Consider the following 18,724-nt stretch of genomic DNA (forward strand, 5'->3'; position numbering starts at 1 on the left):
CTGTTGAATAAAGTCTATGTGAGGTAAATAATTGATAAAAAAAGAAGACCTGTTTAAAGAAGGTCTTCATGCGTGTCTAAACATTTTTTTTCTTTCTTTTGCCAATTTTAGCAGCTCTTTTGAATGCTGTAATGTCGTACTTGTAATTTCTGCTCCTGACATCATACGACTTAACTCTTCAGCACGCTGATCGTCAATTACTTCGTCCAGTTTCGTGTATGTTCTGTTTCCAGACACGATCTTCTTGATCATTAAATGCTGATCGGCCATTGCTGCAACTTGTGGTAAATGAGAAATGCATAATACTTGAGAATCCGTTGCAATTGCTGCAATTTTTTCAGCAATTGCTTGCGCAACTCGTCCACTTACACCAGTATCTACTTCATCAAAAATGATGGATGTTATTCCTTGATGCTTGGAGAAAATACTTTTTAATGCAAGCATCATTCTTGATAATTCTCCACCAGATGCGATTTTAGTAAGGGCTTTAAGTGGTTCACCTACATTTGTTGATATATAAAATGATAATTCGTCAATACCATTTTCGTTATAAGTTGTTTTGGCTTGATCATGAAACATTACAGAAAAAGTCGCTTTTTCCATATAGAGTTCTTTTAATTGTTCCATAATTGCCTTGCTTAATTGTTTAGCTGCTATTTTTCGCTTATCTGTTAAATCTTTTGCTTCTAATTCTAAATCTTTTTCTAATTGTTTTATCTTTTCTGCAGTTTTTTGAATTTGCTCATCTCTGTTGACTAACTGCTCGAGACTATTTGAAATTTTATCTTTATATTCTAAAATATCCTCAATAGATTGGCCATATTTCCTTTTTAAGGTTTGAATAAATGCAAGGCGGTCTTCTACAATTTGAAGCTGATTGCTGTCAAACTCCATTTCGTCTAATTCATTTTTTAATTGGTAAGCAGCATCTTGTAAAATGTAAAATGCGGATGACACATTTTCACTTAACTCGAGCATATTTTTATCTATATCTGAAATATCCTGTAAGTCTGCCATTGCAGTTCCGATATAGTCTAACCCTTTTGATTCGGATAGTATCGCTTCATAAGCGCTACTCATTTTGTCAAATACCTTATGAAAATTTTGGAGTTTCTTTTTTTCTTCTTGAAGTTGTTCTTCTTCTCCACTAACTAAATTAGCATCATTGATTTCTTCTACTTGAAACGTATACAAATCAATCTTATGAGCTATTTGCTGTTCATTTTCAGTTAAAGTTGCTAATTCCTTTTTCCACTTTTTATATTTAGTAAAAAGTTCTTTATACGATTCTTTAACTAGTTTTATTTTTTCTCCTGCAAACTGATCTAACAAATGTATATGTGCTTTTTCGTCCATTAATTCTTGGCTTTCGTGCTGTCCGTGTATATCAATGAGAGAGGCTCCAATCTCACGTAATATACCAATGGTTACTAGTTTACCATTTATTCTACAAACACTTTTTCCAGAGTCATTAATATCTCTTCTTAAAATGATAGTTTCTTCATCGATATCTATTCCTACATCCGTCATTTTTTTAAAAACGCCATGTTTTGGATTAGTAATGATGAATAACCCTTCTAATTCTGCTTTTTTTGTTCCATGACGAATAAATTCTTGTGAACCTCTTCCTCCACACAACAAATGAACAGCATCAATTATTATCGATTTCCCTGCGCCCGTTTCTCCAGTTAACACGGTAAGTCCTTCTTCAAAGCTAACTGTTAAATCGTCAATAATTGCAAAATTTTTAATCGATAATTCTTTTAACACTAGCTTTCACCTCATTATAAAATTGGCATTGGCGTCTTCTCCCAATACGCAAAATACATTATATTAAAGCATTTCAAGTAATCGGTTTTTGACTCCTTCTGTTTCCGATTCATTTCTACATAAGATTAAACATGTGTCATCTCCACAAATAGTACCTAGTATTTCAGACCAGTCTAAATAATCGATTAAAGATCCGATAGCATGCGCATTTCCTGGTAACGTTTTCATTACTAAAAAATGACTTGCTCCATCAATACTTACAAATGCATCCGTTAACGCTCGACGTAACTTTTGAGTTGGATTGAATCTTTGATCGGCTGGTAAACTGTATTTATAGCTTCCATTAGGAAGAGGTACTTTCACTAAATGCAATTCCTTTATATCTCTTGAGACAGTTGCTTGTGTAACATTATATCCAGCATTCTTTAAAGAATCGACTAAATCATCTTGTGTTTCTATTTCATTATTTGCAATAATATCGCGAATTCTAATATGTCTTTGACCTTTATTCATTTCGATCACCTCTTCGTATAATTATACCAGTTTATTTATACATTAGCATTTCCTTCAAAAAGGCACAAGAAAAAAACGCGACTCTAATTCAGAGCCACGCTTATCTTTAAGTTTGAATGCGCTTCGTTGACTAACTGTTTAAAATCAATTTTATGAGGGCTGACTTCACCTTCATTAACATTTACTAAATGAAAGAGAAATTCAATATTGCCTTCTCCTCCTGTTATAGGAGAATAGGATGCATTTATTAACTGGTAATGCTGGCTTTCTGCAAAATCTGCAATATCATTCAAAACATCAATATGAACAGATTTGTCACGAACTACCCCTTTTTTTCCAACCCGTTCTTTACCAGCCTCAAACTGAGGTTTGACTAGTGCAATGACATCACCATTTGGAACAAGAATAGTTTTTAAAGTAGGAAAGATGAGTTTAAGAGAGATAAAGGAAACATCGATAGAAGCAAAGGAAGGTAATCCTTCTTGGAAATCAGCAGGCGTAGAATATCGAAAATTTGTCTTTTCCATCACGGTAACTCGTGAATCTTGACGAATTTTCCATGCTAGCTGGTTACTTCCAACATCAAGTGCATATGCATGCTTCACACCATTTTGTAATCCACAGTCGGTAAACCCACCAGTAGAAGAGCCAATATCTAACATGATTCTGTCTTGAATAGTAAGATTGAATTGTTCTAACGCCTTTTCAAGCTTTAGTCCGCCTCTACTTACATATTTTAATACTTGACCCTTCACTGACAAAATAGAGTTAACATCTATTTTTTCACCTGGTTTATCTATGCGTTCTTCTTTATGATATATTTGTCCTGCCATAATAGCACGCTTTGCTTTTTCTCTTGTTTCAAATAATCCTTGTTCAACTAATAATATATCCACACGTTCTTTTGGCGACTTTGTCATGATGAAATATACCTGTTAGTTGTAACTATTGAATTCTCTACTACTTTTATTACATCATCAGTCGTGATATTAATTTCTTCTAATAATTGATTTACATCGCCGTGCTCAACAAACAGATCTGGTATACCGATTCGTTTCACATGCACTTGTAACTCGTTGTCATTATAGAATTCCAAAACTGCACTGCCAAATCCACCTTCGAGCATACTTTCTTCAACTGTAATAATTGGTATATTACGTAGTTGCAAAGAACGAAGCATCTCTTCATCTAAAGGCTTAATGAAACGAGCATTAATGACTTCAACTGATATATTAGCTTGTTTAAGTTGTTCAGCAGCTTGAAGTGCCATAGGAATTGTTGTACCGAAAGTTAAAATCGCAGCCTGTGTGCCTTCTTTCAATACTTCCCAAGAACCTATTGGAATGGATTTTAAATCCTCATCCATTGGAACTCCTAGTCCATTTCCTCGTGGATATCGAAGTGCAATTGGTCCATCTGCATAATCAAATGCAGTTTTTACCATATGCTGTCCTTCATTTTCGTCTTTTGGCATCATTAATACCATATTTGGCATATGACGTAAAAATGAAATATCAAAGACACCTTGATGGGTCTCTCCATCAGCTCCGACTAATCCCGCTCTATCTATACCAATAACTACGTTTAAATTCTGACGACAAATATCATGTAGTACCTGATCGTAAGCACGTTGTAGAAATGTTGAATAAATAACTAAAAACGGTTTCATACCATCAACTGCAAGACCAGCTGCCATCGTAGTTGCGTGTTGTTCAGCAATACCTACATCTATCATACGATCTGGAAATTCCGAAGCAAATCCTTCTAGCTTAGATCCAACTGGCATTGCTGGTGTAATAGCAACAATACGTTTATCATCCCTAGCCAATTTCCGTGCTGTCTCTGCAATTAGACCACTCCAAGATGGTGCTTTTGAGTAGCTTTTTATAAGGTCACCTGTTTCCATTTTATAAGGGCCAGTTCCATGCCAAGTCCCTATTTTATCATTTTCAGCAGGTTTGAAACCTTTACCTTTTTTCGTAATTACATGAAGAAGGACAGGACCTTTCATCTTTTTCGCATTTTTTAGATTCTCTTCTAATGCTTCAAAGTTGTGTCCGTCTATTGGACCAAGATACGTAAATCCTAGTTCTTCAAAAAAGACACCAGAAACTAGTAAATATTTTAAACTATCTTTTAGACGTTCTGCTGTTCCCGCAAGCTTTCCACCTACTGCAGGAATTTTCTTTAATAAATATTCTAAATCATCTTTAGCTCTGTTATACGTTCCATGGGTACGTAATTTACCTAGAATATTATGAAGAGCTCCGACATTTGGAGCTATAGACATTTCATTATCATTTAAAATTACAATCATATCTGTTTTTTCGTGCCCGATATGGTTTAGTGCTTCGAGGGCCATACCACCAGTAAGTGCTCCGTCTCCAATAATTGGTATAACGAAATTTGATTTTTTCTGTAGATCACGGGCCTTGGCCATTCCCATTGCAGCAGATAAAGACGTTGAGCTATGACCGGCTTCCCACACGTCATGTTCACTTTCTATACGTTTTGGAAATCCACATAATCCTTTATATTGGCGAAGTGTATCAAACTGATTTGCTCTGCCAGTTAAAATTTTGTGCACATACGCTTGATGTCCTACATCCCATAGTAATTTATCAACTGGACTGTTAAATGCACGATGAAGTGCAACAGTAAGCTCAACTACTCCAAGATTTGGACCAATATGTCCACCCGTTACAGATAACTTTTCTATTAAAAACGATCGGATGTCTTCACTTAATTCCTTTAATTGTTCATTATTTAAACTTTTTAAAAAGGATGGGCTAGAAATTGAAGTTAAATCCATTGCCATCACACACCTTCTTTTAGATTTCCTTCGTTATACGTTGGTAATATCATACCAATAAACTGTCGTAAAATAAAATTATTCGCTATTAATTAGCTCGTTTCGTTATATAATCTGCAAATTCAACTAATAGTCCTTGATGTAAATTAACTGTCTGTAGAGCTTGAATCGCCATATTGTATTGGTTTTGTAACTCTTCTTTCGCCCCATCTAAAGTTAAGATTGACGGGTATGTATTTTTCTCGCTTAAAATATCTTTTCCAGCTGTTTTACCTAATTGTTCAGAAGTTCCTTCTATATCCAAAATATCATCTTGAATTTGAAAAGCTAATCCTATATGGAATGCATATTTTTTTAATGCTTCCATCAGTTCATCATTTGCATTTGCTATGATACCACCAGCTAAAATACTTATAGTTAGAAGAGCCCCAGTTTTATTTACATGAACCTTTTCTAACTCCGCTAGTGTTAAAGAATTCCCTTCTCCTAGCATATCAAGAACCTGGCCTCCAACCATTCCTTCTGCACCAGCTGAATAGCTTAACCTATCAATCAATTTTACCTTTTGTTCTGCAGTAAGATTTGGGAGACGTGCAATTATTCCAAAAGCAAACGTCACAAGTGCGTCACCTGCTAATATCGCAAGTGCTTCCCCAAACACAACATGATTTGTTGGCTTACCTCGTCGAAGATCATCATTGTCCATTGCTGGAAGATCATCGTGGATCAATGAATAAGTATGAATCATTTCAATCGCACTAGCAACTACAAAGGCATCGTCATTATTTGTCTGAAGTTCTTTTAAAACTGCTAATGTGAATAACGGTCTTATTCTTTTACCCCCGGCCTGTAGAGAATAATCCATTGCATCTTTCAGTTCTTGGGGTGCTTTAAGCTCTTTTATCAATAGATTCATCTTTTGCTCTATAATTGGAAGATTAGAATGGATAAAAGATTGTAATAAATTATTCATTAATATTACCTTCTTTTTCGGTGTTATCTCCTATATAAGAGACAAGCTGTTTTTCAGCGCTTTGTAATTTTTCACTACAAAGTTTTGATAACTCCATCCCTTTTTGATAGAGTTCGATTGCATTTTCAAGTGGTACATCGCCCTGTTCCAATTGACGAACGATATTTTCTAGTTGTAACATCGCTTCATCAAAAGGGATTTCTTTTTTAGGCATAAAAATTATTCCCCTTTCCCTATTTTCTCTGCTTCTTGTACAATCGCTTCAATTTTGCCATCTGCGAGTGTAACAAAAATGGAGTCCCCTTTAGCTACTTCTTCTACTGATTTTACCACTTTCCCATCTTTATACGTAATACTATAGCCTCGGTCTATAATTTTTAATGGATTTAAAGCTTCTAGCGTACGAATCGATCCATGAAAGTGCTGTCTATATTTCTCAAAGGTAGAAACTGTTGCCTGGGTTAGTTGATTCGTTAAGATTTGAACAGACTTATATTGCAAATCTATCATTTTTTTAGGCGAAAGTTGGAGCATTCTTTTTTCTATTTGCATAAAGTTTCGTTCTTTTTCACGGTACAAACGATTCGTTTCTCTCTGTAATTGCTGCTCCACACGTACATATCTCTCAATAAAAGGACGATACAGTTTGTCAGGAGTTGCAAGTACAGGAGATTGTATTGCTCGGTTATATCTGTTTTTTTCATCCTGTAGCTTTTTAGAGACAAAATTTAATGATGCGGATTGGAAGGAAAAAATATTTTTTAATAAATTTTCTTTGCTTGGAACAGCCATTTCAGCGGCAGCTGTTGGGGTGGGGGCTCGTAAATCGGATACAAAGTCTGCAATCGTCGTATCCGTTTCATGCCCGACAGCACTTATAATTGGAATATGACTATTTGAAATAGCCCTCGCTACTGTTTCCTCATTAAATGCCCAGAGATCTTCGATAGAGCCTCCACCTCGACCTACAATTAAGACATTAATGTTTTGCATTTTATTTGCTTGCTCAATTGACTTTACAATGGATGGGGCTGCTTGAGGTCCTTGGACTATAGTTGGAAAAACAACTACTTCACTTATTGGATATCTACGTTCTAAAGTTGTCAAAATATCCCGGATAGCTGCTCCTGTTTTAGAAGTAACTACACCTATCTTTTTAGGAAAAATGGGAATCTGTTTTTTACGACTAGGATGAAATAAACCTTCCTGCTCCAGTTTCTTTTTTAATTGTTCAAATGCTAAAAAAAGCTCCCCAATACCATCCGGTTGAATAGTGGAAGCATATAATTGGTACTGCCCTGCAGCTTCAAAAACGTTAATATCACCACGAACGAGTACATTCATCCCGCTTTCAGGGTTAAACTTTAACGATCTCGCATTCATTGCAAACATAACGGAAGTTAAACGGGCAGTATCGTCTTTTAAAGTGAAGTAGATATGACCACTGCTATGCACCTTCACATTTGATAATTCGCCCTTTACGTAAACATCTCGTAAATGTGTATCCGCATCAAATTTTCGTTTTATGTATTTAGTTAGAGCTTTTACTGTTAAGTATGTATGTGTTTGTGTAGTCACAAGAACAACTCCATTAGATTCACAATGTAAAAGCTGCCTTTCTCAACAGATTAGAAGGTAGACATTCTCTACTTTGCATCTGTCTAGGCTGCCACGCCTCCGTCTATCCTAATGGGGAGACATAGGGGCTTTCGCTTTTTAGAAAAACAGCTTATTGCTTATTAATTTTTAGATGTATTTTCCGCTGCTAGGCATGTGTTTTCCATTAACATAGCAATCGTCATTGGACCTACTCCACCTGGTACTGGTGTAATTTTAGATGCAACTTCTTTTACAGAATCGAAATCTACATCTCCACATAATTTGTTATTTTCATCACGATTGATGCCAACATCAATTACAACAGCACCTTCTTTTACATAACTAGCGTCGATCATTTTAGTACGACCGGTAGCAACTACTAAAATATCAGCTTGTTTTGTAAATGCATGCAAATCTGTTGTTTTGGAATGACAGTAAGTAACTGTAGCATCTTTTTGAAGTAAAAGTTGTCCCATTGGCTTACCTACAATATTACTTCTTCCAATAATAACAGCATGTTTTCCTGCAACATCAATATTACTGTATTCTAATAATTTTAGTATTCCAAATGGGGTACATGGAAGGAAGGTTTGTTGTCCGATCATCATTTTACCAACACTTTCGGGGTGAAAACCATCAACATCTTTAAATGGTGAAATTTTTGCGATTACTCGATCTTCATCAATTTGTTTTGGTAAAGGCAATTGAACTAGTATACCATGGATTTTCTCGTCGTTGTTTAATAACTCTACTTGGTTTAATAACTCAGCTTCTGAAACACCCTCGTCCAATTGGATAAGGATAGAATACATCCCTAATCTCTCACAAGTTTTTGTCTTATTGTTTACGTAAGTTTGAGAAGCAGGATTATTTCCGACTAAAACAACTGCCAATCCTGGTGTGATGCCTTTTGCTTTTAAAGCTTCTACTCTTTTTTGGACTTCTTCTGTAACTTGTCCAGCAATTTGTTTACCATCAATTAAATTGTCTATCACCATTAACTCTCCTTCAAAACGAACAATTTATTCATTTGTATATTTAGATAATACTCCATTTACAAAACGGCTAGATTTCTCATCACCGAAAACCTTAGAAATTTCTAACGCTTCGTTAATTACAACTTTTGCAGGTGTTTCTTCCGTAAACATTAATTCAAACACGGCAATACGCAACACTGTACGTTCAATTTTTGGTAGTCGGGAAAGCGACCATTTTTCTAGCTTTTCTGTTAATGAAGCGTCAATCTGTTCTTTATGCTCAATCACTCCACTAACTAAATTCGTTAGAAAAGAGTCTTGTTCATCTGTGACATGACCAATTGCTTCCTCTATAGAAATTTCATGATTATCTAACTGAAATAGCGCTTGTAACGCTAACTCTCTTGCTTTTCTTCGCTTCATTATTTAGTTCTCCTTTAAATGTAACTATCTAAACAATCATAGCATATTTCTCTTTAGATTGCGTACTAGAAAGCAGAAAATATAAAGAAAATGCATAGAGAATAGATACTGAAAAGAAAAAGAGCCATCCAAGGATGACTCTTTCTTTTTATTCAGTTGAATCGAATTGTACGCCTGTAATATGAACATTTACTTCTTTTGGAACTAAACTAGTCATATTTTCAATTGCTTGGCGAATTTGAGACTGTACTTCTCTGGCAACAACAGGAACAGAAGCACCGTATTTTACAAGGCAATATACATCTATAAATAAGCCCTCTGCAGTTATTTCGGTTTTAATTCCTTTACCATGCACTTTCTTACCCAAACGCTCAACAACTCCTGAAGCAAGGTTGCCGCGAGTTCCCGCGATTCCTTCTACCTCATTTGTTGCAATACCTGCAATTACAGTTATAACTTCAGGAGCAATCTCAATTGTCCCTAAATCTTCTTTTCCTTCAGGAGTCATTTGAACAAATTTTTGTTCATTTATTTCTGACATTTTTTTCACTCCTTTATGAATTGATTACATCGTACTTCTCTAGAAATTTTGTATCGAAATCTCCAGAAACAAACACTTCATTATTCATCAATTTTTCGTGGAACATAATAGTTGTCTCCACTCCATCGATGACAAATTCTCCTAATGCACGTTTCATTTTAGCAATTGCTTCTTCACGTGTATCTCCAAACGTAATCAATTTAGCTACCATCGAATCATAAAATGGTGGAATACTATAACCTGGGTACATTGCAGAATCGACACGAACACCATTACCACCCGGTGCAAGATACATATCAATTTTCCCTGGTGATGGCATGAAGTTTTTAGCGGGATTTTCTGCATTGATCCGGCATTCAATTGCCCACCCTTTTATTTGAATATCTTTTTGTTCAAATGCTAATTTTTCTCCAGATGCAATTTTTAATTGCTGTTGTATCAAATCAATACCCGTAACCATTTCAGTAACTGGATGTTCTACTTGAATACGTGTATTCATTTCCATAAAGTAAAATTTTTGATTGATATGATCAAATATAAATTCTACTGTTCCAGCACTCTTGTAGTTAACAGCAAGAGCTGCTTTTACAGCAGCCTCTCCCATTGCAGAACGAATTTCTTCTGTTAATGCAGGAGAAGGTGCTTCTTCTACAAGTTTTTGCATTCTACGTTGAATAGAACAATCACGCTCACCTAAGTGTAAAGCATTTCCATGTCCATCTGCTAATACTTGAATTTCTACATGTCTAAATTCTTCTATAAATTTCTCCAAGTAAACTCCAGGGTTACCAAATGCTGCTGCAGCTTCTTTTTGTGTAATTTTAATTCCTTTTACTAGTTCTTCCTCATCTCTAGCTACACGAATCCCTTTACCGCCGCCACCAGCAGTTGCTTTAATGATAACTGGAAAACCAATCTCACGAGCAATTTTTAATCCCTGTTCTTCATCTTCGACAATTCCTACAGAACCAGGTACTACTGGAACTCCAGCTTTTCTCATCGTTTCTCTTGCAACGTCCTTTGTACCCATACTTGAAATTGCAGATGAGGATGGGCCGATAAAAGTGATTGCACACTCTTCACATAACTCAGCGAAGCTTGCATTTTCTGCTAAAAATCCGTAACCCGGATGAATTCCATCACATCCAGTAAGTTTAGCAACACTAATAATATTAGAAAAATTTAAATAAGAATCCTTCGATAATCTTGGACCGATACAATATGCCTCGTCCGCTATTTGAACATGTAACGCCTCACGGTCTGCTTCTGAATATACCGCAACTGTCTCAATATCCATTTCTTTGCAAGCTCGAATGATTCGAACCGCTATTTCTCCACGATTGGCTATTAATACTTTTTTCATCAATCTTGCCCCTTCCTCCGTAATTAAAAAGCAAATTTTTCATTAAATTGAATCTTACTTGTTTAAGGTAATGTCTGCTTTTTATACTTCTTTTACAAGGAACAAAGGCTGACCGTATTCTACTAATTGTCCATCTTTTACAAGAATCTCTACAACTTCACCATTTACTTCCGCTTCAATTTCATTAAATAACTTCATTGCTTCTACAATGCACACAATTGAATCAGAAGAAACTTTCGTTCCAACTTGAACATATGCATCTGCTTCAGGAGATGATGATTGATAGAATGTACCAACCATTGGAGATGTGATTTTATGTAAGGAAGTTTCAGCAGCAACTTCTTCCACTTTTTTCTCCACGTTTTCTTTTGGAGCTTCACTTACTTGCGCTTGCTTTTCTTCCACCACAATAGGTTGTTCTGCAACTACTGAACTTTCTAATGCGAATCCAGTCGAAGATACAGAGCCTTTATCATTCTTTTTTAGTTTGATTTTAGTGCCTTCTGATTCATATAAAAATTCATCTAGAGTGGATTGATCAATTAATTTAATAATTTCTCGAATTTCTTGGATTTTCATTTTACTTGTCTCCCTTTTGTATACATTATAATACTTACTCTTCTCATTTTAGACGTTTTTATGATAATTTTAAATAGCTAGAGTATAAAACCTTTGGAAATAATAAAAAAAAGCGCCTGAATGGCACTTTTTTCACAAATAAGTTTAGTATATGTTATTGACCATCAAACTTAACTTCTACTTTATATGCTTGTGGCCACTCTCTTTTTACAGCATAAATAATTTCATCTGCCTTTTGTGAAGACTGCTCACTTGATACGACATCTATTAACACAGATTCGTCTTCAATTCTTACAAGCGCATCATTGTAGCCTAATGATTTAATAATTAATTCCAACATTGCCTCTGTTGAATCTATTTTTACTAATTCTTCAATTTGATTATAAGCTTCGCCTTTTTCTTCTGCCGTAAAATCATTACTACCTACTTTAGTTGTTAGTTGCTCACGAAGTTGGCTTCTTTTCCCTTGAACTTCCATTCTCATTTCTTCAAAAGCATTACTACTTGAAGTAAAAGATTCTTCGTTTGTGGAAGAAGTTTCGACTAAGTCTACATCTTCTATTGTATCATTTGAGAATAATGCTATACCATCAAATGGTGATGGTCGATCTGTCACATAAAAAACAGTAATAACAGCTACTAAACTAATCAAAGTTAAAAACCAAATAGATCTCTTTTTTACATTCATGTTATTATTCCTCCAGTTCCATTTCTTCAATCACAATTCTATGTGGGGATATTTGCAAAACAGATGAAAGTGTTACTACAAGTTTGTTTTGAATGTGCTTATCGCTCGCCCCTTCCGCCACAACTAATACTCCAATTAGCTCCTCCTTGTCCCTTTTGCTGTCACTTGTCCATTGGAAAAATGATACATCACTCTCCGTAGCTTTCTCAGATCCATTTGCATAATGATAATAAACAGCTACTCGACCAACGCCTCTAATTCTTTCAAGAACAGAAGCTAACGCATCTGGTGTTTGAAGTGTTTCTTCACTCGTTTCTGTTTTACTAACATTATCCATATTGAGAAGACCTGAAAAAAGTAGACTTATGAAAAGAACTGCTCCTCCTATAACAACAAAACGAAAAGTGGGTATTTGTTTTAGTGTGATAGTACTTCACCCTTCTTTTCATTATGGATATAATACTTTATGCATCAAAAACTATTTATATGAAGAGATTAGACAGAATCCAAAATATTATCGCAATTTTTACTAAAAAGCTCGATTTCTCTTTATCTACATGTTCTAATAGAATCGAAATTAGCTCTCCAATGACAACAATTATTAAAATTCCGTACAAGATTTTCTGAATTATGATAAGTTATCCTTTCACGCTTACTAATAGTTTTGCAAAGAGCATGGTTAATATGATTGTGAAAAAGAACGCGAAAGCTATTAATACAGAAATTATAGACAGAACAAAAAGAGTCCTTCCAATATCATCCAGGAGCCCACTTATTCCCGAATCTAAAAATGGTTCCAAGATTGCAGCTAGTAGTCTATATAAAAATGCGATTAATATGGTTTGAATTGTAGGGATTGAAACTAAAACCAATACAGAGATAAGTAACGAATTACCAGTTATAACCGAAGCAGATGAAGAATACGTTTTCATCGTACTAATACTTTCTGTCAATAACGACCCTACAAATGGTATCGAGCTTTGTATTAATCGTTTAACAGATTCATTGACTGCTCCTCCTACCGTCCATGTAATCACACCATTAACAGTTATAAAGAAACTGTATAAAACGAGAATTACGGACGTAATACCGATTAATGTCATCCTAATAAGATCTGACATTTTAGAAAAAGATGTAGCAGGGTGTATTCGACTAATTAAATCCAGAATAAATGCAGATATAATTGATGGAATTAATACTTTGTCTGCCATGAATGCAGTAAATGATGAAAAGAAGACTACAGCTGGATTCCATAATGTTACTAACAACGCGCCACCAGAAACAGCAATTCCTGCAGTTAGCACAGGATACATCCCTAAAAAAAGTGTAACTAACTGGTTAGTAAGGGTTTGAATCATTTCTAGCGTTCGATAAGCTGGCTCTAAACATAAGTAACAAATAAGATATAGAAACAATAACTTTAACAATCTTTTGCTCTTTGGAATGAACCATTCTAAGCAAAGAAAAATAAAACCAAATAGCAGGATATACGTAAACGTTTGAATAACTTCTTTTACTGGGAGTAGCAAATTCGTAAGTAGTTCATCCATTTTGATTCATTCCTTCAAGAGAGTAGTCCCATTATGGAAAAGAATTTAGAGTAGAATTGTTTCATATGGTCGAGCCAGGCCAGAAGCAATATAGCTTTAGTTGTAAAAGTTAGAATAGTCGCAAGGCTTGTATACTCATAATCCGTCAAAAGTTCCTCAATTATTTGAGAAACGATTAGTAGGATGACAGAGAACATAAGTAGTTTAAATACTGGCAGGAGATTAGTTGGAACTACGGAGATAAATTGAGTTGTATTAGGTATGATAAAGTTTATTAATAAGTAGGTTAAAAATAAAAATATGAAAATAGTATAAATGATAGAGTGAAGTCTTGGATAAGTTTCATCAATGAATTGCAACAAAATGAATGCGATAATAATCGTTATGTATACTATCATTTGCTAACTCGACATAATAAGCCATTCAAGGAATGTGGATATTTCATAAAAAAACACCCTAAGTAAACGGAGTAGCTCAATGGTCATGTAAATATATCCTACAAAAAATAAAAAAAAAGCAAATTCTTTTTTTCCTGTTGATTCGAAAAACAAATGAAGCATAGCAATTAGTAATCCTATACCAGCCACTCGAAGTACATCGTGAAGTTCCACAATGCCTCCCCCTTCCATATATTCAGCATATGAAACAAGTTCTCCAAATATGTAAAGAGTCACGTATTTAACGTAACTCTTTATCATTAGATAAACCTGAAGAATATTAAGTTTATTTATACTTTTTCTTTTACATAAAAAATTAGACAACTATTGATTTTCGCTCCTGGGGGACGCTTTCAGCAGGCGGGGCTGCTTTGTTTGTGACCATATACTTGTTTAACCAACCGATTTTTTTGCTGTGCCATCAGATTATTAGGCTGAACCATCCGATTATTTGTGCGAGCCATCCGATTATTAGGTTGAACCATCCGATTATTTGTACTAACCGTCCGATTATTGACGTTAACCCTCCGATTACTCCTTTTTACTCCCATTCCAATGATAAATTGTCTTATTGTTATTTCCGATTCTCATTAAATTCATGTGATGATTATGTAGAATTAATATGTAAAAACTTTCTACATTCCCTATTAGTAAGACTATTGCTAATTAAACTAACCAATCTAGTAAAGTTTACTCATGAACTTGATGATCTAGATATCCACATGAAAGGCAATACCATCCCGCTTTTAATATTTTCATACAAAACCTCTCACGTTTCCCACACTGAACTCCAGTTCTCAACTCACTAGGATCAATCCTCCAATTCTTACACATAGGGTAAGGAAGATAATACTGGTGAGCCATCTTCTCAAATCAACGGATGATTACATAAGATATCGAAATCTCTACTAAAAAGATACATTTTCCATATAATTACTGCTTACTGAAATCGAGTAACGCTTTTACAAACTATTGTAGAAGCGTCACTTTTACTATTAAATTATTAAGATAAAATAATTTAATATAATGCAGCAAAAAAAGCAGTCAGAATGAAATCATTCCAACTGCCTCTTTTTTTACTTTGAAAAGCCATATCTTCACAAAACTCTTAAATGAAATTAACCTATATAACTATTTTTAATTTAAGCTCTAGAAACGTATGAACCTTCGTCTGTGTTGATAATTAGTCGATCTCCAACGTTGATAAAAAGTGGTACCGTTACAACTAAACCAGTTTCAAGAGTAGCAGTTTTAGATCCACCGCCAGAAGTATCCCCTTTAATACCAGGTTCAGTTTCTGTCACTTCAAGTTCAACCGATTTTGGTAGTTCTACCCCAAGTGTTTCTCCTTGGTATTGAATAACATGGATTTCCATGTTTTCGCGTAAATATTTTAGTTCGTATTCGATTTGTCCTTCGTTTAGCTCAAGTTGTTCGTATGAATCTGTATCCATAAAGATGTGTTGATCTCCACTCGCATATAGATATTGCATTTTTCTGTTATCAATTTGAGCTTTCTCTACTTTTTCACCTGCACGGAAAGTTTTCTCATTCACTGAACCATTTCTAAGGTTTCTAAGTTTCGAGCGAACAAACGCTGCTCCTTTACCTGGTTTAACGTGTTGGAAATCCAGTACACGATAAAGTACTCCATCTACTACTATTGTTAAACCTGTTTTAAAATCATTTACAGAAATCATTATTTTTCCTCCAAATATTAAGATAAAATGAGTAATTCTTTAGTCGAATGCGTAAGCTTTTCTAATCCATTTTCAGTTACAATTGCATCGTCTTCTATACGAACTCCACCGATATTCGGCAAGTAAATTCCCGGCTCAATTGTAATAATCATCCCTGGTTCTAGTGTAATATCAGATCGAAAAGATAACCCAGGTCCTTCATGCACTTCAAGCCCAATTCCGTGACCTAAAGAGTGACCAAATGCTTCACCATAGCCTTTTGAAGCAATATAATCACGAGCAATTGCATCTGCTTCTTTACCTGTCATTCCTGGTTTAATTTTATCCAACGCAAGTAATTGTGCATCTAAAACTACTTGATAAATTTCTTTTAATTGGTCACTCGGTTCACCAACAGCAACTGTTCGAGTTGTATCAGAAATATACCCATTATAGAGTGCACCGAAGTCAAGTGTCACAAAGTCTCCTACTTCAATAACTTTGCTAGTTGCAACACCATGTGGAAGTGCAGATCTTACACCAGAAGCAACGATCGTATCAAAAGATGAAGACGAGGCACCAAGTTTTCTCATGAAGAATTCAAGTTCATTTGACACTTCGAGTTCTGTCATTCCTGGTTTTATGTATGTAACAATATGTTCAAAAGCCTCATCAGCTATACGACAAGCCGCCTTTATAATACTAATCTCTTCCTCTGTCTTAATCAAGCGAATTTTTTCCACTAGCCCAGAAAGCGGCACTAAATCTGCTTGGATAGCTTGTTTGTACAATTCATAACCACTATAAGTTAAATCGTCTTTTTCAAATCCAATAGAATTAATGCACATTTCTGTGACTTGGTTAGCAACTTCTTCTATTAAAGTTTTGGTATGCTGTACAATACGGTAGTCCTTCACCTGACTAGCAGCTTGCTCTGTGTAACGAAAATCTGTAATGAATACCGCATCGTTTTTGGACACAATTGCAACACCTGCTGTACCAGTAAAACCAGTCATATAACGTCTACTATATCCGTTTGTTATCAATAAGGCATCCACACCTTGTTCTTCTAAAGCAGCACGCAACTTATCAAGTTTCATTATTATACCCCATCTCTTTTTCTAATATATCTACACTTTATTTTATCATAGGAAGAGGCGTGGGTAAATTTTTCATTTACTAAGAGGATTATCCTGTGCTTGGAAAATGGCAGACTCCATCATAAACCTTACTAACATAACAACGATACAGATAAACGGAATGCTTAAATGTTTAATTGTTTTTACGAGTGTACTCTTATCTAAAAATATCCACTCCATAATAATTGCTAAAATGATTCCAATGGCCAAGCTAGTAATAGAGACAGGGATTTTTATAAAAATCAGGCTTATATAATAAAATACAAAACAAATAAACCAAACTACAATAAATAGAATTCCCCATTTCCATCGATCCCGGAATGATTCAAATATTTGCAATTTGTCTGCATAACCAATAGGACTCCATTTGATCCAATTAAAAAAATCCAGTACTTTAAGAAAAAAAGTACAAATTAATGCAGCTACAAAACTAGTACTAACAGATAATCCTTTTTCTTTCATATTCAAGTCTCCTTTTTGTATCAGTTTGATGCTAGAAGAAGATTATTAAACAAAAAGGAAAAAAACTTCTAAAATAACAAAAAACACATACAGAGGATTTACCTACGAGCATGTGTGTTGATTTGAAATAAAGTTTGATCACCCCCCCTCACAAACCCGCATTTTGCGTTATATAAAAAGAATCCGTTTTGAAAAAAGATTGATCCCGGCCCTTTTCATGAAGAAAGACGCTCTCCTTATTTCAAAGAAAGCACCAGTTTGATGAAGATGAAGTTTTCAAAATTTCAAATCATATGTAGCCTACCTTCACCTATAATTGTATAAGTTAGTACATCATTCTACATAACTACACTAATAATTTATTATAAATTTGGTACCAGCTACTGATTTATAGGATTATTATCTTTTGATTTAGTGGGTAATATCAAAATGTTGTTTCAATAGCTCTTCGAAACTAGAGTTGTCAATTTCCTCTTTTGTAACGATTCCATCAATCCACTGTGTAAATGAAGTATTTGTTAATGTTAAATTTCCTCCAGTTGTAAGTCGTGTGATTATAGGTTTTTTGTTAAATGGAGATTCTTGGTGTTCAGCGATAATCGTTTGGATTTCATTAAATTCCGATACATCGTGTATAGGCTTCTTGGAATCGAAGGCATATCCTATTTTCCAAGCTATATTTTTATGTTTCAATTTCATTTCAAGAACATAGTTTCCATGCTCGCTATTAACTTTTTTGATTCGAAATTCTCCATTATTAGAGGTTATGGGCTCCCCACTTAAAGGAACAGGTTTTAATGGCAAATTCCCTCCAAAGCCAGTATCTATTAAGTATTGTTGATCCTCGTGATTTACAAGAATAGTTACATGAGTTCTCCCAAGCGTTAGATAGTTTTGAGTAGCATTCTCAAAAATAACTCCGCGGGCTAGGACTGCGTTAAAACCATTTTCGATTAAGAAGAAATACAATATCGAATTTAACTCATAACAAAGACCACCTTCTTTTTTTACTAGTATTTTATTGATTAAGTTTTCTTTAGTGATATCACTTGTTTTCTTTTCAAGAATACATAAATTTTCAAAAGGAATGTTTTTTGCCGTTTTTTCAAGAATGATATCCAACGCTTCAAATGTTATTTCCTCATTTTCTGGAAAACCGATTCTTTTACGAAATAAAGCATTCAGTTCACTCATTAATAATTCCCCCAATAATATTTCT

Annotated in this window: 21 protein-coding genes; all 21 read right to left on the bottom strand. The window is 34.7% G+C overall.

Annotated elements, in window-relative coordinates:
• Positions 1-66: 66 nt before the first annotated feature.
• The 21 genes from recN to WAX74_RS17475 all read right to left on the bottom strand — a co-directional run bounded on the left by recN (position 67) and on the right by WAX74_RS17475 (position 18,699).
• Complete coding sequence (recN, locus tag WAX74_RS17375; protein WP_336498932.1) at positions 67-1,770, bottom strand: DNA repair protein RecN; 1,704 nt, start codon at positions 1,768-1,770, stop codon at positions 67-69.
• Positions 1,771-1,833: 63 nt separating this feature from the next.
• Positions 1,834-2,283, bottom strand: a complete 450-nt coding sequence (ahrC, locus tag WAX74_RS17380; RefSeq protein WP_336498933.1) for a transcriptional regulator AhrC/ArgR — start codon at positions 2,281-2,283, stop codon at positions 1,834-1,836.
• Between the two features lie 83 nt (positions 2,284-2,366).
• Complete coding sequence (locus WAX74_RS17385; RefSeq protein ID WP_336498934.1) at positions 2,367-3,203, bottom strand: TlyA family RNA methyltransferase; 837 nt, start codon at positions 3,201-3,203, stop codon at positions 2,367-2,369.
• Entirely contained in the window at positions 3,200-5,095 is a 1,896-nt protein-coding gene (gene dxs / locus WAX74_RS17390) for a 1-deoxy-D-xylulose-5-phosphate synthase (RefSeq protein ID WP_336498978.1), read from the bottom strand. Before dxs ends, WAX74_RS17385 begins: the two co-directional genes overlap by 4 nt.
• Positions 5,096-5,183: 88 nt before the next feature.
• Positions 5,184-6,068, bottom strand: a complete 885-nt coding sequence (locus WAX74_RS17395) for a polyprenyl synthetase family protein (RefSeq protein WP_336498935.1) — start codon at positions 6,066-6,068, stop codon at positions 5,184-5,186.
• Positions 6,061-6,282 (bottom strand): exodeoxyribonuclease VII small subunit, encoded by a 222-nt coding sequence (xseB, locus tag WAX74_RS17400; RefSeq protein WP_336498936.1) that lies wholly within the window; start codon positions 6,280-6,282, stop codon positions 6,061-6,063. The genes WAX74_RS17395 and xseB overlap by 8 nt, the downstream gene beginning before the upstream one ends.
• Positions 6,283-6,287: 5 nt before the next feature.
• Complete coding sequence (gene xseA, locus WAX74_RS17405; RefSeq protein WP_336498937.1) at positions 6,288-7,646, bottom strand: exodeoxyribonuclease VII large subunit; 1,359 nt, start codon at positions 7,644-7,646, stop codon at positions 6,288-6,290.
• 161 nt (positions 7,647-7,807) lie between these two features.
• Positions 7,808-8,662: a bifunctional methylenetetrahydrofolate dehydrogenase/methenyltetrahydrofolate cyclohydrolase FolD gene (gene folD / locus WAX74_RS17410; protein ID WP_336498979.1), complete on the bottom strand. Its 855-nt coding sequence runs from the start codon at positions 8,660-8,662 to the stop codon at positions 7,808-7,810.
• Positions 8,663-8,689: 27 nt separating this feature from the next.
• Positions 8,690-9,067: a transcription antitermination factor NusB gene (gene nusB / locus WAX74_RS17415; protein ID WP_336498938.1), complete on the bottom strand. Its 378-nt coding sequence runs from the start codon at positions 9,065-9,067 to the stop codon at positions 8,690-8,692.
• Positions 9,068-9,215: 148 nt separating this feature from the next.
• Positions 9,216-9,608, bottom strand: coding sequence for an Asp23/Gls24 family envelope stress response protein (locus WAX74_RS17420; RefSeq protein ID WP_336498939.1), 393 nt, complete (start codon positions 9,606-9,608; stop codon positions 9,216-9,218).
• 13 nt (positions 9,609-9,621) lie between these two features.
• Positions 9,622-10,971 carry an acetyl-CoA carboxylase biotin carboxylase subunit gene (gene accC / locus WAX74_RS17425; RefSeq protein WP_336498940.1) on the bottom strand — a complete coding sequence of 450 codons (1,350 nt, stop codon included), beginning with the start codon at positions 10,969-10,971 and terminating at the stop codon, positions 9,622-9,624.
• An 81-nt stretch (positions 10,972-11,052) separates the two neighbouring features.
• Entirely contained in the window at positions 11,053-11,550 is a 498-nt protein-coding gene (accB, locus tag WAX74_RS17430; RefSeq protein WP_336498942.1) for an acetyl-CoA carboxylase biotin carboxyl carrier protein, read from the bottom strand.
• A gap of 154 nt (positions 11,551-11,704) precedes the next feature.
• The gene (locus WAX74_RS17435; protein ID WP_336498943.1) at positions 11,705-12,238 is read right to left on the bottom strand and encodes a SpoIIIAH-like family protein; all 534 of its coding nucleotides are present in this window, start codon (positions 12,236-12,238) and stop codon (positions 11,705-11,707) included.
• A gap of 4 nt (positions 12,239-12,242) precedes the next feature.
• Positions 12,243-12,575, bottom strand: coding sequence for a hypothetical protein (locus WAX74_RS17440; RefSeq protein WP_336498944.1), 333 nt, complete (start codon positions 12,573-12,575; stop codon positions 12,243-12,245).
• 301 nt (positions 12,576-12,876) lie between these two features.
• Positions 12,877-13,788 carry a stage III sporulation protein AE gene (locus WAX74_RS17445; protein ID WP_336498945.1) on the bottom strand — a complete coding sequence of 304 codons (912 nt, stop codon included), beginning with the start codon at positions 13,786-13,788 and terminating at the stop codon, positions 12,877-12,879.
• 14 nt (positions 13,789-13,802) lie between these two features.
• Positions 13,803-14,186: a hypothetical protein gene (locus WAX74_RS17450; protein WP_336498946.1), complete on the bottom strand. Its 384-nt coding sequence runs from the start codon at positions 14,184-14,186 to the stop codon at positions 13,803-13,805.
• A gap of 3 nt (positions 14,187-14,189) precedes the next feature.
• Positions 14,190-14,399, bottom strand: a complete 210-nt coding sequence (locus WAX74_RS17455) for a SpoIIIAC/SpoIIIAD family protein (RefSeq protein ID WP_336498947.1) — start codon at positions 14,397-14,399, stop codon at positions 14,190-14,192.
• Between the two features lie 968 nt (positions 14,400-15,367).
• A complete protein-coding gene (efp, locus tag WAX74_RS17460) occupies positions 15,368-15,925 on the bottom strand; it encodes an elongation factor P (RefSeq protein WP_336498948.1) in 558 nt (185 codons plus the stop codon).
• 17 nt (positions 15,926-15,942) lie between these two features.
• On the bottom strand, positions 15,943-17,004 hold the full coding sequence (locus WAX74_RS17465; protein WP_413788990.1) for a M24 family metallopeptidase: 1,062 nt from the start codon (positions 17,002-17,004) through the stop codon (positions 15,943-15,945).
• 72 nt (positions 17,005-17,076) lie between these two features.
• Positions 17,077-17,505, bottom strand: a complete 429-nt coding sequence (locus WAX74_RS17470; protein ID WP_336498949.1) for a hypothetical protein — start codon at positions 17,503-17,505, stop codon at positions 17,077-17,079.
• 411 nt (positions 17,506-17,916) lie between these two features.
• Positions 17,917-18,699 (bottom strand): arylamine N-acetyltransferase family protein, encoded by a 783-nt coding sequence (locus WAX74_RS17475; protein ID WP_336498950.1) that lies wholly within the window; start codon positions 18,697-18,699, stop codon positions 17,917-17,919.
• Between the last annotated feature and the right edge of the window lie 25 nt (positions 18,700-18,724).

Origin of the sequence: Psychrobacillus mangrovi (assembly GCF_037104765.1) — a bacterium.
Classification (GTDB): Bacteria; Bacillota; Bacilli; order Bacillales_A; family Planococcaceae; genus Psychrobacillus; species Psychrobacillus mangrovi.

Excerpts from the sequence above, each read along its gene's own strand:
- ahrC (WP_336498933.1), bottom strand. The coding sequence starts at position 2,283 with ATGAATAAAGGTCAAAGACATATTAGAATTCGCGATATTATTGCAAAT.
- WAX74_RS17385 (WP_336498934.1), bottom strand. The coding sequence starts at position 3,203 with ATGACAAAGTCGCCAAAAGAACGTGTGGATATATTATTAGTTGAACAA.
- dxs (WP_336498978.1), bottom strand. The coding sequence starts at position 5,095 with ATGGATTTAACTTCAATTTCTAGCCCATCCTTTTTAAAAAGTTTAAAT.
- WAX74_RS17395 (WP_336498935.1), bottom strand. The coding sequence starts at position 6,068 with ATGAATAATTTATTACAATCTTTTATCCATTCTAATCTTCCAATTATA.
- xseB (WP_336498936.1), bottom strand. The coding sequence starts at position 6,282 with ATGCCTAAAAAAGAAATCCCTTTTGATGAAGCGATGTTACAACTAGAA.
- nusB (WP_336498938.1), bottom strand. The coding sequence starts at position 9,067 with ATGAAGCGAAGAAAAGCAAGAGAGTTAGCGTTACAAGCGCTATTTCAG.
- WAX74_RS17420 (WP_336498939.1), bottom strand. The coding sequence starts at position 9,608 with ATGTCAGAAATAAATGAACAAAAATTTGTTCAAATGACTCCTGAAGGA.
- accC (WP_336498940.1), bottom strand. The coding sequence starts at position 10,971 with ATGAAAAAAGTATTAATAGCCAATCGTGGAGAAATAGCGGTTCGAATC.
- accB (WP_336498942.1), bottom strand. The coding sequence starts at position 11,550 with ATGAAAATCCAAGAAATTCGAGAAATTATTAAATTAATTGATCAATCC.
- WAX74_RS17435 (WP_336498943.1), bottom strand. The coding sequence starts at position 12,238 with ATGAATGTAAAAAAGAGATCTATTTGGTTTTTAACTTTGATTAGTTTA.
- WAX74_RS17440 (WP_336498944.1), bottom strand. The coding sequence starts at position 12,575 with ATGGATAATGTTAGTAAAACAGAAACGAGTGAAGAAACACTTCAAACA.
- WAX74_RS17445 (WP_336498945.1), bottom strand. The coding sequence starts at position 13,788 with ATGGATGAACTACTTACGAATTTGCTACTCCCAGTAAAAGAAGTTATT.
- WAX74_RS17450 (WP_336498946.1), bottom strand. The coding sequence starts at position 14,186 with ATGATAGTATACATAACGATTATTATCGCATTCATTTTGTTGCAATTC.
- efp (WP_336498948.1), bottom strand. The coding sequence starts at position 15,925 with ATGATTTCTGTAAATGATTTTAAAACAGGTTTAACAATAGTAGTAGAT.
- WAX74_RS17465 (WP_413788990.1), bottom strand. The coding sequence starts at position 17,004 with ATGAAACTTGATAAGTTGCGTGCTGCTTTAGAAGAACAAGGTGTGGAT.
- WAX74_RS17470 (WP_336498949.1), bottom strand. The coding sequence starts at position 17,505 with ATGAAAGAAAAAGGATTATCTGTTAGTACTAGTTTTGTAGCTGCATTA.
- WAX74_RS17475 (WP_336498950.1), bottom strand. The coding sequence starts at position 18,699 with ATGAGTGAACTGAATGCTTTATTTCGTAAAAGAATCGGTTTTCCAGAA.